This window comes from Pseudomonas sp. QS1027, assembly GCF_002814235.1.
GTDB lineage: Bacteria > Pseudomonadota > Gammaproteobacteria > Pseudomonadales > Pseudomonadaceae > Aquipseudomonas.
Genome location: NZ_PHSU01000014.1, coordinates 176,641 through 191,553 on the forward strand (window position 1 = coordinate 176,641; position 14,913 = coordinate 191,553).

18 protein-coding genes are annotated in these 14,913 nt (G+C 63.3%); 6 read left to right on the plus strand and 12 right to left on the minus strand.

Annotated features, from left to right (window positions below):
• Positions 1–38: 38 nt before the first annotated feature.
• Both CWE01_RS13820 and dctM read left to right on the plus strand, forming a co-directional pair.
• A complete protein-coding gene (locus tag CWE01_RS13820; protein WP_100941086.1) occupies positions 39–677 on the plus strand; it encodes a TRAP transporter small permease in 639 nt (212 codons plus the stop codon).
• The gene (dctM, locus tag CWE01_RS13825) at positions 677–1,960 is read left to right on the plus strand and encodes a C4-dicarboxylate TRAP transporter large permease protein DctM (RefSeq protein ID WP_100941087.1); all 1,284 of its coding nucleotides are present in this window, start codon (positions 677–679) and stop codon (positions 1,958–1,960) included. Before CWE01_RS13820 ends, dctM begins: the two co-directional genes overlap by 1 nt.
• A 123-nt stretch (positions 1,961–2,083) precedes the next feature.
• On the opposite strand, the gene CWE01_RS13830 is transcribed toward dctM, so the two are convergent.
• Entirely contained in the window at positions 2,084–2,407 is a 324-nt protein-coding gene (locus CWE01_RS13830) for a hypothetical protein (protein ID WP_100941088.1), read from the minus strand.
• A gap of 153 nt (positions 2,408–2,560) precedes the next feature.
• Between CWE01_RS13830 and CWE01_RS13835 the strand changes: the two genes are divergently transcribed.
• From CWE01_RS13835 to CWE01_RS13845, 3 genes are read left to right on the plus strand one after another with little or no spacing between them, the layout of a single operon-like run.
• Positions 2,561–3,286: a TonB-dependent outer membrane receptor gene (locus CWE01_RS13835; protein ID WP_256579352.1), complete on the plus strand. Its 726-nt coding sequence runs from the start codon at positions 2,561–2,563 to the stop codon at positions 3,284–3,286.
• 5 nt (positions 3,287–3,291) lie between these two features.
• The gene (locus tag CWE01_RS13840; protein ID WP_100941089.1) at positions 3,292–3,840 is read left to right on the plus strand and encodes a sigma-70 family RNA polymerase sigma factor; all 549 of its coding nucleotides are present in this window, start codon (positions 3,292–3,294) and stop codon (positions 3,838–3,840) included.
• A gap of 34 nt (positions 3,841–3,874) precedes the next feature.
• Positions 3,875–4,825 (plus strand): FecR domain-containing protein, encoded by a 951-nt coding sequence (locus CWE01_RS13845; RefSeq protein ID WP_100941090.1) that lies wholly within the window; start codon positions 3,875–3,877, stop codon positions 4,823–4,825.
• A gap of 172 nt (positions 4,826–4,997) precedes the next feature.
• Here the strand turns inward: CWE01_RS13845 and CWE01_RS13855 are convergent, their stop codons facing one another.
• Together CWE01_RS13855 and CWE01_RS13860 are read right to left on the minus strand one after the other, a co-directional pair.
• A complete protein-coding gene (locus CWE01_RS13855) occupies positions 4,998–5,609 on the minus strand; it encodes a prepilin-type N-terminal cleavage/methylation domain-containing protein (protein WP_100941092.1) in 612 nt (203 codons plus the stop codon).
• Complete coding sequence (locus CWE01_RS13860) at positions 5,606–6,058, minus strand: GspH/FimT family pseudopilin (protein WP_100941093.1); 453 nt, start codon at positions 6,056–6,058, stop codon at positions 5,606–5,608. Before CWE01_RS13860 ends, CWE01_RS13855 begins: the two co-directional genes overlap by 4 nt.
• 233 nt (positions 6,059–6,291) lie before the next feature.
• Here CWE01_RS13860 and CWE01_RS13865 point away from each other — a divergent pair, with 233 nt between their 5' ends.
• Positions 6,292–6,723 carry a general secretion pathway protein GspC gene (locus CWE01_RS13865; protein WP_100941094.1) on the plus strand — a complete coding sequence of 144 codons (432 nt, stop codon included), beginning with the start codon at positions 6,292–6,294 and terminating at the stop codon, positions 6,721–6,723.
• Here the strand turns inward: CWE01_RS13865 and gspI are convergent.
• From gspI to CWE01_RS13910, 9 genes are all read right to left on the minus strand, one after another.
• On the minus strand, positions 6,683–7,099 hold the full coding sequence (gene gspI, locus CWE01_RS13870) for a type II secretion system minor pseudopilin GspI (RefSeq protein WP_100941095.1): 417 nt from the start codon (positions 7,097–7,099) through the stop codon (positions 6,683–6,685). The two genes, CWE01_RS13865 and gspI, sit on opposite strands and share 41 nt — an antisense overlap.
• Before the next feature lie 129 nt (positions 7,100–7,228).
• Entirely contained in the window at positions 7,229–7,966 is a 738-nt protein-coding gene (gene hutC, locus CWE01_RS13875; protein WP_100941096.1) for a histidine utilization repressor, read from the minus strand.
• 3 nt (positions 7,967–7,969) lie between these two features.
• The gene (hisC, locus tag CWE01_RS13880) at positions 7,970–9,103 is read right to left on the minus strand and encodes a histidinol-phosphate transaminase (RefSeq protein WP_100941097.1); all 1,134 of its coding nucleotides are present in this window, start codon (positions 9,101–9,103) and stop codon (positions 7,970–7,972) included.
• On the minus strand, positions 9,100–9,939 hold the full coding sequence (locus CWE01_RS13885) for an amino acid ABC transporter ATP-binding protein (RefSeq protein ID WP_305729707.1): 840 nt from the start codon (positions 9,937–9,939) through the stop codon (positions 9,100–9,102). The genes hisC and CWE01_RS13885 overlap by 4 nt, the downstream gene beginning before the upstream one ends.
• A 50-nt stretch (positions 9,940–9,989) precedes the next feature.
• Entirely contained in the window at positions 9,990–10,661 is a 672-nt protein-coding gene (locus CWE01_RS13890; protein WP_100941099.1) for an amino acid ABC transporter permease, read from the minus strand.
• Positions 10,658–11,317: an amino acid ABC transporter permease gene (locus tag CWE01_RS13895; protein ID WP_100941100.1), complete on the minus strand. Its 660-nt coding sequence runs from the start codon at positions 11,315–11,317 to the stop codon at positions 10,658–10,660. Before CWE01_RS13895 ends, CWE01_RS13890 begins: the two co-directional genes overlap by 4 nt.
• 73 nt (positions 11,318–11,390) lie before the next feature.
• Entirely contained in the window at positions 11,391–12,227 is an 837-nt protein-coding gene (locus CWE01_RS13900) for a transporter substrate-binding domain-containing protein (RefSeq protein WP_100941101.1), read from the minus strand.
• Between the two features lie 101 nt (positions 12,228–12,328).
• Positions 12,329–13,705, minus strand: a complete 1,377-nt coding sequence (locus CWE01_RS13905) for an FAD-binding oxidoreductase (protein ID WP_100941102.1) — start codon at positions 13,703–13,705, stop codon at positions 12,329–12,331.
• The gene (locus tag CWE01_RS13910; RefSeq protein ID WP_100941103.1) at positions 13,702–14,907 is read right to left on the minus strand and encodes an alpha-hydroxy acid oxidase; all 1,206 of its coding nucleotides are present in this window, start codon (positions 14,905–14,907) and stop codon (positions 13,702–13,704) included. Before CWE01_RS13910 ends, CWE01_RS13905 begins: the two co-directional genes overlap by 4 nt.
• Positions 14,908–14,913: the final 6 nt, after the last annotated feature.

Below are 14,913 nucleotides of genomic sequence, written 5' to 3' on the forward strand. Positions count from 1 at the left end.
CCCCGGTACCTCCTTTCCCCTCTCGCGGAGCCCTGTCCATGCAAACGCAACCGTTGCGGCGCATCTGGGAACATTTCGAGGAAGGCTTGATCGCCTTCCTGCTGGCGGCCATGACGCTGGTGACCTTTGTCTATGTGATGGCCAACAACATCTACACGCTGTTCTTCAACCTGGCCGACCGCTGGGCCTGGAGCAGCGGCTTCTTCAACCGCCTGGGCGACGCCACCATGACCGTGGCCCAGGACATGACCTGGAGCGTGGCCCTGACCAAGGCCATGTTCGGCTGGTTGATCTTCTTCGGTATCTCCTACGGCGTGCGCACCGCCGGTCACCTTGGGGTCGACGCCCTGGTCAAGCTGACCCCGCGTCCGGTGCAACGCTACCTGGCGATGCTCGCCTGCGCCTGCTGCCTGGCCTACGCCGGGCTGTTCATGGTGGCCAGCTACAAATGGCTGGGCGCGGTGCTTGCCGCCGGGATCGGCGCCGAGGACCTCGACCAGTACGGGGTCAAGGTCGGCTATATCGTGCTGATCGTGCCGGTGGGGTTTGCCCTGGTGCTGATCCGCTACCTGGAAATCTTCTACCGCATTTTCACCCGTCGTCAGACCGGCCTGGGCCTGGCCGACGAAGCCGGCGAAGCGAGCAAGCTGGCGAGTGAACACAAGGAGCAGCACTGATGGCCGTTCTCTGTCTGTTTCTGCTGTTGTTCACCTTCATGTTCCTCGGTGTGCCGATCGCGATTTCCCTGGGCTTGTCCGGCGCGGTGTCGATCCTGATCTTCAGCCAGGACTCCCTCAGTTCCCTGGCGATCAAGCTGTTCGAAACCTCCGACGCCTACACCTTCCTGGCAATTCCGTTCTTCCTGTTGTCGGGGGCCTTCATGACCACCGGCGGCGTGGCCAAGCGCCTGATCGATTTCGCCAACGCCTGTGTCGGGCATATTCGCGGCGGCCTGGCGATTGCCGCGGTGCTGGCCTGCATGCTGTTCGCCGCCTTGTCCGGCTCCTCGCCGGCGACAGTCGCGGCGGTGGGCTCCATCGCGGTGGCGGGGATGGTCCGTTCGGGTTATCCGAAGGAGTTCGGCGCCGGGATCATCTGCAATGCCGGGACCCTGGGTATCCTGATTCCGCCCTCCATCGTCATGGTGGTGTATTCGGCGGCCACGGAAACCTCGGTGGGCAAGCTGTTTATGGCCGGCGTGATTCCCGGGTTGCTGCTGGGCCTGATGCTGATGGTGGCGATCTATATCGTTGCGCGGATCAAGAAATTGCCGGCGCAACCTCGGGCGACCTTTCGCGAGTGGTTGACGGCGGCGCGCCGGGCCTTCTGGGGGTTGCTGTTGCTGGTGATCATCCTGGGCGGGATCTACAGCGGCCTGTTCACCCCGACCGAAGCGGCGGCGGTGGCGGCGGTGTATTCGGCGTTTGTCGCCTTGTTCATCTACAAGGACATGAAGATCCGCGATTGTCCCAAGGTGCTGATGGAGTCGGGTCGACTGGCGATCATGCTGATGTTCATCATCGCCAACGCCATTCTGTTCGCCCATGTGCTGACCACCGAGCAGATCCCGCAGCAGATCACCAATTGGGTGGTGTCCGAGGGGCTGACGCCGATCGGCTTCCTGATGATGGTCAACGTGGTGTTGCTGGTTGCCGGTAGTTTCATGGAACCGTCGGCGATTGTGCTGATCCTGGCGCCGATCTTTTTCCCGATTGCGGTGAAGCTGGGGATCGACCCGATTCACCTGGGCATCGTCATGGTGGTGAATATGGAAATCGGCCTTGTGCACCCGCCGGTGGGGTTGAACCTGTTCGTGACCTCGGCGGTAACCGGGCTCACCCTGGGACAGACTATCCGTGCGGCGTTGCCGTGGTTGATGATCCTGCTGGCGTTCCTGATCCTGGTGACCTACGTGCCGATGATCTCGCTGACGCTGCCGCACTGGTTGGGAATGCCTTGATGCCCTGGAAGAGCAGGGCTTGCCCGCGAAGCTTTTAGCGATCTTGAGGGCCTCTTCGTTGGCAAGCCAGGCTCCTACAGGGACCGCGCCTGGCTTCGAATTTCCTTCAAGGGCGGCCAGGTGTCACTGGCCCGCAGGCGGCCGCTGCGGCATCACCGAGGTGCCGAAGGTATTGCCCATGCGTACGCTGGTGGCGGCCGGCGTTGCCAGGCCCAGCTTGCTGGGGGATTTCTTGCTGATGTCGGGGTTCAGCGCCTCCTGGTTTTTCTGCCGTGCCTGGGTCTGTTCCGGGTCGCTCATCTGCTGGCTCAGACAGGTGTAGTCCGGCGCCTTGTAGCCGCCGACACTGACGTCGATGCAACCGACCGGTTGCGCGGTCGGCTCAGCGGCCAGCGCCGAACCCGATAGCGTGAACAACAAGATCGTGAGCGTTAAAGGGCATTTCATTGAAGCCTCCTGGCGACCCCGGAAGAAGGGTTTCTCTAGTCCTTTAGTCTAGATCAACGCCTTCTGCCACTGGGTGATGGTTTTTTTGCAGTGAACGTAACATCAGATTCATAAACAGCCCTCAGGATGACGATTTTCAGGAACACGTCAGCTGTGCAGGGACTTCGATCCGTGGCGGTGCGTCTGTCGTTCTTTCGCTATCCCTTGGCGGGGCTGGTCCTGGCCGGCTGGTTGCTGGGCGGAGTTTTCCCGTGCCTGGCGGCTGAGCCGGTGCAGCTCGATCCCGAGGCGCGCCTGGACCTGGACATTGCCGCCCAGGAGCTGGCCGGCGCACTGGATACCTTCAGTCGCCTGACCGGAATGGCCGTGCTGGTGGACCGCGACCTGACCCGCGCACGCCGTTCCTTCGCCGTGCACGGGCACTATCGGGCCAGTGAAGCCTTGAGCCTGTTGCTCACTGGCACAGGCTTGATGGCGCGTTACGCCCGGGCCGATGCCTTCACCCTGCAAGTGGCGCAAGTCAGCGAACGGCCGGCGGGCAAGGGGGGTGAGAGTCCGGCCGCGAAAGCCATGGCGAGCAGTTATGCCCAGGCGATCCAGGTGGCGATCGAACAGGCCTTGTGTACGTTACCCCTGACCCGACCGGGGACTTACCGGGCCGTGTTGCAGGTGTGGATCGGGCGAGCCGGCGACGTCCAGTACAGCCGCCTGGTCAGTTCCACCGGAGATGTTCAGCGCGATGGGGCGCTGGTGGCACGGTTGAGCGGTGTGCGGGTCAGGCGTCCTGCGCCGACGTCGCTGCATCAGCCGATAACCCTTCTAATAACGCCGAATTCAGCAGGAAGCAGCATGGAATGCACAGAGCGGGAAGGAGCCTGAGAAGTATGAAGAATATCGGGCAGAGTCCGATGGTCCGGTTGTTCCTGACCTCCTATGACGACTTCAAGGCGCGTTTGCGCCGGCGCCTGGGTTCCGAGGATCTGGCCAACGATGTCCTGCACGAAACCTACCTGCGGGTCGATCGCATGGAGGCGCCGCTCAACCTCACCCAGCCCAACGCCTACCTGTACCGTATGGCGCTGAACATCGCCGCCGATCGGCGTCAGGCCGACGCGCGCTTGTTGACGGGGGAGGAAATCGAGGAGCTGTTGCAGGTCAGCGACGAATCCCAGGACCCGGAGCGGGTCGTGGGCGGGCAGAAGGAGATCCAGTTGCTGCTCAGCGCCCTGTATGAACTGCCGCCACGGCGACGGCGGATTTTTATCGCGGCGCGTCTGGAAGAGGCGCCGCACCTGGAAATTTCCCAGCGTTTCGGGATTTCCACGCGCATGGTCGAGAAGGAGTTGAAGGCCGCCCTGGGGCATTGCGCGGCGCGGCTTGAAAGAAAAGTGATTCAGCGGTTCGGTCCCGGTGCGGGAAAACCGTCTAGGTAATAGACCAGCAAAATCTTCTTGAGTACCTGCGCGCTTGAACACGACTTCCATCACTGATTCCCGGGCCGGCGAGACCGCTCGACTGCACAGCGAAGCCCAGGATTGGCTGATCCTCCTGACCTCGGGGCGGGCCACCGCCGCCGATGCCCGGGCCTTGCGCCAGTGGTGCGCGCAGAGTGCGGAACACGCCCAGGCGTTCGAGCGCAGCAAGTCGATGTGGCAGTCCCTCAAGCCGGCCGCCTTGCAATTGCAGCATCCGCCCCGTGCCCGGCAGTTCGGCCGAAGGGCTTTTCTCGGCGGTGCCATTGCGGCGTCGGCGGCATTTTTCCTGATCCGCGAAACCATACCGGGCGGCTTTTCCGGGCTGGGTGCCGATTACGTTACCGAAGTCGGCGAGCAGCGGCGCATCGACCTGGGCGACGATATCCGCCTGGAACTCAACACCCAGACCCGGATCAATCGTCTGGCAGCGGTCGGCGGCAGCCCGCGGATCGAACTGGTCAGTGGTGAAGTGGAAGTGGTGACGCGTTCGCGTGAGTCGATCAGCGTCCAGGCCGGTCCGGGCTGGTTGCAGGCCGACCAGGCGCGTTTCAACTTGCGTCATATTGACCAGAGCGTTTGTGTGACCTGTATCGAAGGTTTGCTCACGGTGCAGGTGCAGGGCCGCAGTATCCGTCTGGAGAGCGGTCGGCAACTGACCTATGACGCCCAGCATACCGGCGAGCCGCAAGCGGTGGACGCCGCGAATGTGATCGCCTGGCGCAACAAGATGCTGGTGTTCAACGACGCGACCCTGGCCTCGGTGATCGACGAGATCAACCGCTATCGCCCGGGCATGCTGGTGCTGCTCAATACCGAGCTGGGCAAGCGCAAGGTCCAGGCGCGTTTCAGCCTCGACCAGTTGGCCGGGGTGGCGTTGTTGATTCGCGATGCCTACGGGGCCAAGTGCACCGAGTTGCCGGGTGGGGTGGTGTTGCTCAGCTGATTCTGGGCTGTCGATTGTAGATACTCGTCTTGCCCCGGTCCCTGTCGGAGCTGCCCTTGTGGGAGCGGAGCTTGCCCGCGAAGAGGCCATTGAGATCGCCAAAAGCTTCGCGGGCAAGCTCCGCTCCCACAAGGTGTGCGTTCAGCTTTCGAGCAAGTGAGTCCAGGTAACGCTATTCCAGCGGGCCCAGCACCTGGCGGTAACGCTCCGGCCCCTGGGGCGTATCCCGTACCAGGGTGATCTCCAGGCCCTGGGGATTATCCTGATGATTACCGCCCAGGTTGCGCCAGCCCTTGCCCGGTTGCCAGACCCGCAAGTCCATTTCCCGAACCTGACTCAGCACGGCGACACCATCCTTGGCCGCCGGCAATGGAAATTGCGTGCGCGCTTGTCCTGCGGCCCGATACAGGGTGCCGCCCTGCAACCACCAGCGCACCCGTTGCAGCGCACCGTCCTGCTGCGGCGCGGCGCGGATCAGGTCCAGGCGAAAGCCCTTGCCCTCGGCGCTGCGTACGCTCAGGGCCACGGGGGCGGGCGGGGCTTCGTGTTCGGTATCCACCACCACCGGCTCCACCAGTTCGATACCGGCGCGCAATGCCACATCGCGCTCCAACTGCCCCAGGGCGGCCAGCAGTTCGCGGGTCTGCCCGGCGCTGGCCTTGAGGTGTTCATCGGCGCGGTTGACGCTGTCCAGTCCACGCCAGGCGATCACGCTGACAATCGCCATCAGCATGATCGCGACCATGACTTCAATCAGGGTAAAGCCTTGCTGGCGCTTGTTCATTGGACCTTGACCTCGCCGGTGGCGCTGCGCAGCACGCTGATGCTGTGCTGGCCGTCGGAAAGGGACAGGCGCAACGGCGCGCCGACCCATTCGGCGGTCAGCAGCAGGCTTTTGCCCGGGTCGATACGCACCTGCATCGGTGTGCTCTGCCAGGCCCGTGGGCGCAGTTGCGGGTCTTGTGAAAATTGCTCGACGCCGCCCTGGTCGTCGCCACGGCTGAAGCGATAACCCTTGCTGTCGCTCAGCCAGCGAATCGGTCGACCATCGGCCTGGACTTCGGCCTGGGCCACTTGCAGGGCCTGGGCCAGGGTCTCGGCATCCTTGCGCAGCAGGTGCAGCGGGTCCGGCTTGATACTCAGGCCAATGGCCGCGCTGGCGATACCGATGATGACCAGCACCACCATCAGTTCGATCAGGGTGAAACCGGCCTGGGGGCGCACGACATCCATTCGACAAGAGCTCCTTGGGGGTGGATGCATGCTGCGCTGCGAAGATGATGGGCGTGTGAAATAAAAACGTGAGAATTGACAGGTAGTCTGATTGCAACGCGTTTCTGTAGGAGCCGGCTTGCTGGCGATAGGGACGACGCGGTGTATCAGGTACACCGTGTCGTCGTTGATCGCCAGCAAGCCGGCTCCTACAGGACGGTGTGTTCGGATCACCCTCGAAAAGGACCTCAAGCATGCAATGGACTCACCGTTTCTCCCCGCCACAGCTTGTCCAGGGGCTGGCCTTGCTCGCGGCCCTGGCCGGTGCGCTGACCTGGTCCAGCCTGTTGCTGAAGCCAACGTCATCACTGTTGCCCGAAGGTCTGCCGCAAGCTGCCGGCAGTCGCAGCGACAATCCCGCCCTGCAATGGTTTTCCAACCAGCCGGCGGTACTCGATATCAAGGTCTCCGGGGTCATGGCCGGCGTGCACGGGGCGGTGGCGATCCTCAGCCTCAACGACGGCCCGCCGCGCAGCTTCCTCGCCGGCGAGGTCCTGAGCCAGGGCGTACGCCTGCTGGCCATCGAGCCCGAGGGTATTGTTGTCGAACGGGGCAAGGAAAAACTCCAGCTGAACGTGACCCGCCTCAGCGCTGCGCCGTTCCTGCCGAAGCTGACCCGCCCTTGAGCCCAGGCTGGACCGGGCTCAGCACGGTTTCCAGCTGCGCCAGTGGCGGCGCCTCGCGGCTGCGATCGAGGACCCGGATATCGACCTTGAACAAACCGGCGCCGAACGCGCCGATCATCTGGTCGCAGCGCAACATCAGCCGGCCCTGATCGCATTCAAAGGACTTGCGCCCGACGGGCAGGCGTCCTTCCAGGCGCAACTCCGCCAGACGGCTCTGGGCCGCCAGCAAGGCGATGGACTTGTCCCGCAACAGCCCGTTGCTCTGGGTCATCACCCCGGCCATGCGCACGGCGGCGGACAGTGCGACGGCGATGATCGTCAGCGCCACCAGCACTTCGATCAGGGTGAAACCACCTTGGTGGTGTGGACGGGGCATCAAGTCGACTCGAGAGGGGAACCCGGGCTCAAGACTAGGGGGCTTGTTTGACCGCCTGCTGACCAAAGCTCCCGAGCTTTTCGCAACGGCTTGTCGTTGATTGGCCTTCAGCCAGTGCCAGGTCTTCCCTCAACTGTCCCGGTGGGCGCCGCTCACCGGCAGGCGACTGCCGAGGCGATACCGCGACGAGGGATGGGTCAGGCGCACATAGGTGACAATCTTGTTCTGGCTCCAGGTCCGCCGGACCAGGATCAGGCACGGTTCCAGGGCGTCAATCTGCATATGTCTGCTTTCGTCGCTGCTGGGGTGCCCGGCCTCGACGATATGCTCCATCTCGTCGGGGCGAATGACCTGAAGAAGATAGCGCGCCGGTTGCAGCTGCTCACCGAACTCCTGTTGCAGAAAGTCCGGCACCAGCTCGGGATTGACGTAGCGATCCTCGAACTGCACCGGCACGCCTTCTTCACTGTGCACGCAGATCAGGTGAAACACCGACGAACCGGTGGGCAGCGCCAAAGCGGCGGCCACGGGCATCGAGGCCGCCTCGCGGCCCAGGTGCAGGACCCGGCAGGAATAGCTGTGCCCGCGGGCGATGATTTCGTCGGCGATATTGGTGATGCGCAGCAGGTTCGATTGCGGCTTGCTTTCGGCGACGAAGGTGCCGACGCCGGAAATCCGCAACAGATGACCTTCTTCCGTCAGTTCGCGCAAGGCCCGGTTGACGGTCATGCGCGAAATGCCCAGCTCCTGCACCAGGCGGTTTTCCGAGGGGATCAAGTCACCAGGCTTCCATTCGCCACTGCGCAGCTTGTCTTGCACAAAGTCCTTCGCGCGCCGATAGAGGGCTTGCGGTGCATTTTTGATCATGGGTCAGTCCGCATCTTTTTGAGCGGCAAGAACACTTGCCAGGGCTTTGAGAAAAAGGTCGTTATCCTCACAGCTACCGATGGAGACGCGCAAGTACTCTGTGTACCCGTCTTCACGCCAGGGTTTGACGATGATGCCCTTGCCCAGCAAGGCCTGGTTGATGGTTTCAGCGGGATAGGGCGTGCTGAAGAAGAGGAAGTTGGCCAGTGACGGCGCGGTGTCCAGGCCCAGGTTCTGCAGGGCGATCACCATATGCCGGCGCTCATGGGCGACGTGGGCGAGGGTGGCTTGCAGGTGTTCTTCATCCGCCAGGGCGGCAATCGCCGCGGCCTGGGCCACGCGGTTGATGTTGAACGGCGTGCGCAGGCGGTCGATCAGGTCGGCGAGCATCGGGTCGCTGACAATGCCGTAGCCGATCCGCAAGCCCGCCAGGGAATAGGCCTTGGAGAAGGTCCGCAGGAGGATGAAGGGCTTGCCGCTGGCCTGGATCAGGCCGAGGCAGTCGGGGTAGCCCTCCTCGAATTGCGCGTACTCGTAATAGGCCTCGTCGAACACCAGCAGGCACTGGGCCGGAAGCGCCGCCAACAGCCGTTGCAACTCGTCGGCGTCGAGGGTGCAGCCGACCGGGTTGGACGGGCAGGAAAACATCAACAGGCGGGTTTTCGGGGTCAGCGCCTGAATCATCGCCGGCACGTCGAAGCGGCCTTCATCGGTCATCGGCACGCCCGTTACCCGGGCCCCGGCGGCGATGGGGTAGATAAAGTGCAGGCCGAACGAAGGCACTACGGTGACCACTTCATCGCCATGATCGAGGAACACCCGGCTGATGATACTCAGCAAATCTTCGGAACCATTGCCGAACACCAACTGATTGCCCGGTACGCCGAGCTTGGCGCTGAGGGCGGCGCGCAGTTCCAGGCAACTGGCATCCGGGTACAGCGCGATGCTGGAACAGGCCAGGGCCATGGCGGCGGCGACCGCCGGTGCCGGGCCCAGGGGATTTTCGTTGCTGCCCAGCTTGGCCACCCGGGTCAGCCCGAAACGTTTACGCACCGCTTCGGTGCCGAGGCCGGCGTTGTAGCTGGCCAGATCACGGACCTGGGGGCGGGCGAGGAGTTGCAGTTCAGCAGCGTTCATACCGGGGAAGCCTCTTTGTTGTCTTGCCAGAACGCATTGCGATCCAGATAGTTCTGCAGGAATTGCTGCAGACGGGGGTGTTCGGTGTTGTGGAAGATCTGCTGTGGGGTGCCCTGGGCCACCACCTGGCCCTGGTCAAGGAACACCACCGAATCGGCGACCTGTGCGGCGAAGCCCATCTCATGGGTGACCACCACCATGGTCATGCCTTCCTTGGCCAGGGTTTTCATGACCTGCAGGACTTCGCCCACCAGCTCCGGGTCGAGGGCCGAAGTCGGTTCATCGAACAGCATGATGTGCGGCTCCATGGCCAGCGCCCGGGCAATCGCCACGCGCTGCTGCTGGCCGCCGGAGAGCTGGATCGGGTAGACATCGGCCTTGTGCGCCAGGCCGACTTTGTCGAGCATCGCCAGGGCGCGTTGCCGGGCCTCGGCGCTGGACAACTTGCGCACGCGCAGCAGGGCTTCGCTGACATTGCCCAGGGCGGTCATGTGCGGCCACAGGTTGAACTGCTGGAAGACCATGCCGATATTGCGCCGGACCTGATTGATCTGGGCTTGCGCCGCGCGCTTGCGGCCCTTGCCGTTGTCCGGGACATAGCCGAGCAACTGGCCTTCGATATGAATCTCGCCTTCGTCGTACTCTTCGAGAAAGGCCATGCTCCGCAGCAGGGTGCTTTTGCCCGAGCCGGAAGGGCCGATCAGGCACACCACTTCGGAGTGCCGGACCTGCAGGTCGATCCCCTTGAGTACACGCAGGGCGCCGAAGCTCTTGCCGACATTGTGCAGGCGCACCATGGGTTGCGAGTCGCCGGGGAGTTGTTCGGGAGTCTTCATGGGGTCACCTTGTTTCGGGACAATAGGTTTCTGAGGGCGTTGTAGGGCGTTCATTGCGGCTGCCGGCTCATGAAGCGGCCGACCCAGGTTTCCAGGTACATGCCCAGGCGTGAACAGAACTCCACCAGCAGCAGGTAGCCGATACACAGCACCAGCAGGGTTTCGACGAAGGCGAAGGTTTGCGAACCGATACCGGTCATGACCATGGTCAGTTCCGGGATGGTGATGATCGACAGCACCGCGGTTTCCTTGCACAGGATGGTCACCAGGTTGACCAGCGCCGGCAGGATGATCACCAGCATCTGCGGCAACTGGATGCGCAGGATGCATTGCCAGCGGCTGATGCCCAGGCAGTCGGCCGCCTCCAGTTGGCCGCGGGCCACCGACTCGAAGCCGGTGCGGAAAATCTCCGCGAAGTACACGCTGCCATAGATGCCCAGCCCGAGGATCCCGGCGGGAACAGGGTCCAGGCTGAGGCCGAAGGACGGTCCGCCGTAATAGACCAGGAACAGCTGGACCAGGAATGGCGTGCTGCGAATGACCTCGATAAACGCCCGTAGCGGTGCGCGAATCAGGTTGTTGCCGAACAACTGGGCCACGGCAATCAGCATGCCGAGGAACAACCCCAGGACCACCCCGGCGGACCAGGTGCCGAGGGTGACTGTGAAGCCCTGGGCGATATCGTCGAGGTGCTCGGTAATGACCCGGTAGTCGAAGATCATGTCAGTTGCTCCTTCAGGCGTCGTTCCAGCAGGCCGCCGCAGAACGCCAGTGGAATATTGATCAGGCAATAGAAGCCGGCCAGCATCAGGTAGTCCTGGACGAACAGGTAGTCGCTGGCCGCCAGGTTCTGCGCGGTACGAGTCAGGTCGGCGAGGCCGACCACCGACACCAGGGAAGAGGCCTTGATCAGCAGGATCATTTCATTGACCAGGGCCGGCAGGGTCAGGCGCACGGCTTGCGGTACACGGATACGGATCAGCATCTGCCGGGTACTCAGGCCAAGTAGCCCGGCCGCTTCCAACTGCCCGCCGGGAATGGCGAGAAAGCCACCACGAAGGATTTCGGCGATATAAGCCCCGGCGCACAACGACAGGCTGATGATCGCGGCCGTCAGCGGCGACACATTGGGCAGGCCGACCCGTGGCAGGAAGTAATAGACAAAGAGCAATTGCACCAGCAGCGGAATGCCGCGGAACACGAAGATGTAGCCGCCCCCCAGGCGCCTGAACAACGGCACCGGCGACAGGCGCAGGCTGGCGATCAGGATGCCGATGAAAAAGCCGATCACCAGGGCTGCGGTGGAAACCTCGAGGGTCACCAGCAGGCTGGTCAGCAGCAACGGCAGGTTCTGCAAAAATAAAGGCCAATCGAACATTGCGGTGACTCCAACTCACCTGATCGCCGGCCAGGCTTGGCCGGCGATCAGGTCCTCCAATGGGCAGGCGGATTTACCAGGTTGGGGTGAAGTCGGCTTGCGGCACATTCATCTCGGCACCCAGCCATTTCTTCTGCAAGGCCGCCAGGCGCCCGTCCGCATGCATTTTCAGCAGGGCGGCATCGAGTGCGGCGATCAGGCTGTTGGCGTCGTCATCCTTGCGTCCCAGGTAGGCGAAGTAGGAGGTCTTGCCGAACGGTGGCTGGACCACTTTGAAGGCATTGCTGCGCTGGGCGGCGACATAGGAGATGTTCGGCAGCGAGTTGGCGACGGCGACGATGCGCTTGGCCGCCAGGTCCGCGTAGGCCTGGTTGTTGTCGACGTATTCGCGGATGGTGACTTTCTCCGGCAGCGTCGCGGCGAAGGTCTTCAGTTCCTCAAGTTGCGCCGAGCCCTTGCCCGCGCCCACGGCCTTGCCGGCGATGTCCTGCGGTTTGGTGATGCTGTTGTCGTTGGCTCCGATCATCAAGGCCACGGTGGCTTCGGCGATCGGCAGCATGAAGTGATAACGCTCTTTACGAGCCTGGGTCACGATGATCGGGCCGGCGACCACGTCGAATTTCTTCGCTTCAAGCCCTGGCAATACGCTGGGCCACGGCAGGTCGAGGAACTTCACCTTGACCCCCAGTTCCTTGCCCAACTGCTCGAACAGCTCGGAGTTGAGGCCTTTCTGCTTGCCATTGTCGGTGAAATCGAAAGGCGCAAATTGCAGCTCGGTACCTACCACCAGTTCACCGGCTTTCTTTACGTCCGCCAGTTGATCAGCATGTGCCGCCAGGGATGCGACGCTCAGGGTGAGCGCCAGGCACAGGCCGTTGAATCGTTTACTGAATAGAGAATCGAGTTGCATGGTGTCACTCCTTCAGGGGATGCAGCGAGGTTGAGTGTGTGTTCCAGCGGTGATTCAGGTTGGTAACAGCAGTTAACGTGCCACTCCGGTATATACAGCCATCAGGCGAGAATCTTGCCCGGGTTGAGGATGCCGTTGGGGTCGAAGCAGTTCTTGAGTTGGCGCATCAAGGCGAGGGCTTCGGGACCGACCGAATGATGGAGAAACTCGCGCTTGAGCAGTCCGATGCCATGTTCGGCGGACACCGAGCCGCCGAGTTCGCCGACAGCGCTGTAGACCAGTTCCTCGATGGCCAGGATCGGCGCGGGCTGGGGCAGGGACGCGCAGTCCACGGTCAGGTGCAGGTTGCTGTCACCGATGTGGCCGAAGTACACACTGTGGTTGCCCGGCCAGCGCTGTTCCAGGCGTACGCGACAACGCTCGACGAAGTCGCCGATCAGGCCGATCGGCAGGCTGACGTCGAAGTTCAGCGGGGTCATGCGGATAGGAAACTCACCCGTCGCTTCACGGATCTTCCAGAGTCCCCTGGCCTGGGCCTGGGAACTGGCGAGGACCGCATCAAGGACCTCACCGGCGGCGAACGCCTCTTCCAGGGAGGTTTCGAGCTGTTCCCGGGAACCGGCGGACTCCAGCAGCACATACAACGGATGCTCCAGTGACATCGGTGCCGTCGCGTTTTCCAGCCAGCTCACCCCGAGGCGGAAGAAGTCCTGCCACATCAGCTCATAGGCCTGTGGCGTGCCGACACTGCGCTGGATCCGCCGCAACAGGCTGACCGCGCTGGCGTAGTCGGGCAGGGCGCAGAGCAGGGTGCTGGTCTGGCCGGGTTGCGGCGCGAGCTTCAGGACCGCGCGGGTAATCACGCCCAAGGTGCCTTCGCTGCCGATAAAGCACTGTTTCAGGTCATAACCGCAGTTGTTCTTGATCATCTTGTTGCGCAAGTCGAGCACCCGACCATCGGCCAGGACCACTTCCAGGCCGAGCACCAGGTCGCGGGTCATGCCGTAGCGGATCACCGCATTGCCACCGGCATTGGTGGCGATATTGCCGCCGATCTGGCACGAGCCGCGAGCGCCCAGGTCCAGGGGGAAGACAAAGCCGGCGTCGAGCGCCGCCTGCTGGATCTCCTCCAGGGTGGTGCCGGCCAGGACGCTGACGGTGGCGGCGGCCGGGTCGATCTCTTCAATGCCGCGCAGGCGTTCCAGGGACAGGGCGATATCGCTGACCCTCGGTACGGCACCGCCCGCCAGCCCGGTCATGCCGCCCTGGGGAACCACCGATTGCCCGGCGTCATTGCAGATCCGCAAGGCGCTCGCCACGTCCGCGGTGGTTCTCGGCAACAGCAGCGCGGCGGGACAGGCCGGGGAATGGCCGGTCCAGTCGCTGTAGTGACGTTGACTGATATCGGCACCGGTGACGACAGCGTCATTCCCCAGTGCCAGACGCAGCAGTTCGAGGGTGTGTGGTAAATCGCTCATCGGCTCAACTCACGGTCGGAAAGGATAGAGGGCGTCGTGACCAGGGCACGACGATCAAGCTGGTCCAGGTTCGCAGTGCCCAGCAAGGACAGGGCCAGGCGCAGCTCTTGCGCCAGCAAGTCGAGGGCATGGCCGGCGCCTGCCTGTCCGCCGACGGCGACTCCATACAGGGTAGATCGCCCCAGCAAGACGGCATCGGCACCCAGTGCGCAGGCTTTGAGAATGTCGGTGCCGCGCCGGATGCCACTGTCGAGCAGCAACGCGAGCTTGCCCTTGGCCACGGCGGCAATCGCCGGCAGGCAGTCGATGCTGGCGGGAACCCCGTCCAGTTGTCGGCCGCCATGGTTGCTCACCACCAACCCGTCGAGGCCCAGCGCCACGGCTTTCTCGGCATCGGCCGGGTGCAGCACGCCCTTGAGCAGCAGCCGATGGGGCCAGCGCTCGCGCAAGCGGGCCAGCGCGTCCCAGTCGAGGCCGGTGTCCATCTGGTTGCCGATAAAATGCGCGGAGCCTTTGAGGGTGCATTGCCCGGGCGGCAGGTAGCGCTCGATATTGCCCAGGTTCGGCAAGCCCCGTGGCCACAGCGCCTGGGCCATCCAGCGGGGATGGCAGAGCAGGTCGAGCTTGTTGCGCAGGCTCAGTTGCCGGGGCCGGACGAAGTTGCGCCGGTCCCATTCGCGATTGCCCAATAGCACGGCATCGCTGGTCAGCAGCAAGGTCCTGCAACCGACCGCGTCGGCCCGTTGCAGCAGGTCCTCGCGCACGGCAGGATCACGCAGGCAATAGAGCTGGAACCAGAGATTCACCTCGGGCACCGCCATGACCAGTTGCTCCAGGGAACTGGTGGAAACGGTACTCAGGGTGAAGGGCAGGCCGCGCTCCGTGGCGGCGCGGGCCAAATGAATATCGGCATCGCGGTAAAGCATCGCGTTATAGCCGGTGGGGCCGATGGCCATGGGCAGCGGCAGGTCTCGCCCGAACAGCGAGCGCCGGGTTTGCGTCACGCTGCAAGGCACCAGGGTACGGGGCAGCAGTGCCATATCAGCAAAGGCCTGGCGATTGCGGCGTAGCGTCAGTTCTTCCTCGGCCCCGCCTTCCAGGTATTCCCAGGCGAAGTACGGCAGGCGTTGCCGAGCCATGGCCGCCAGTTCGGCAATGCTCTGTGCCCGATGAAAATCCGGCCCTGAATAATAGCGACGCATGGCAAT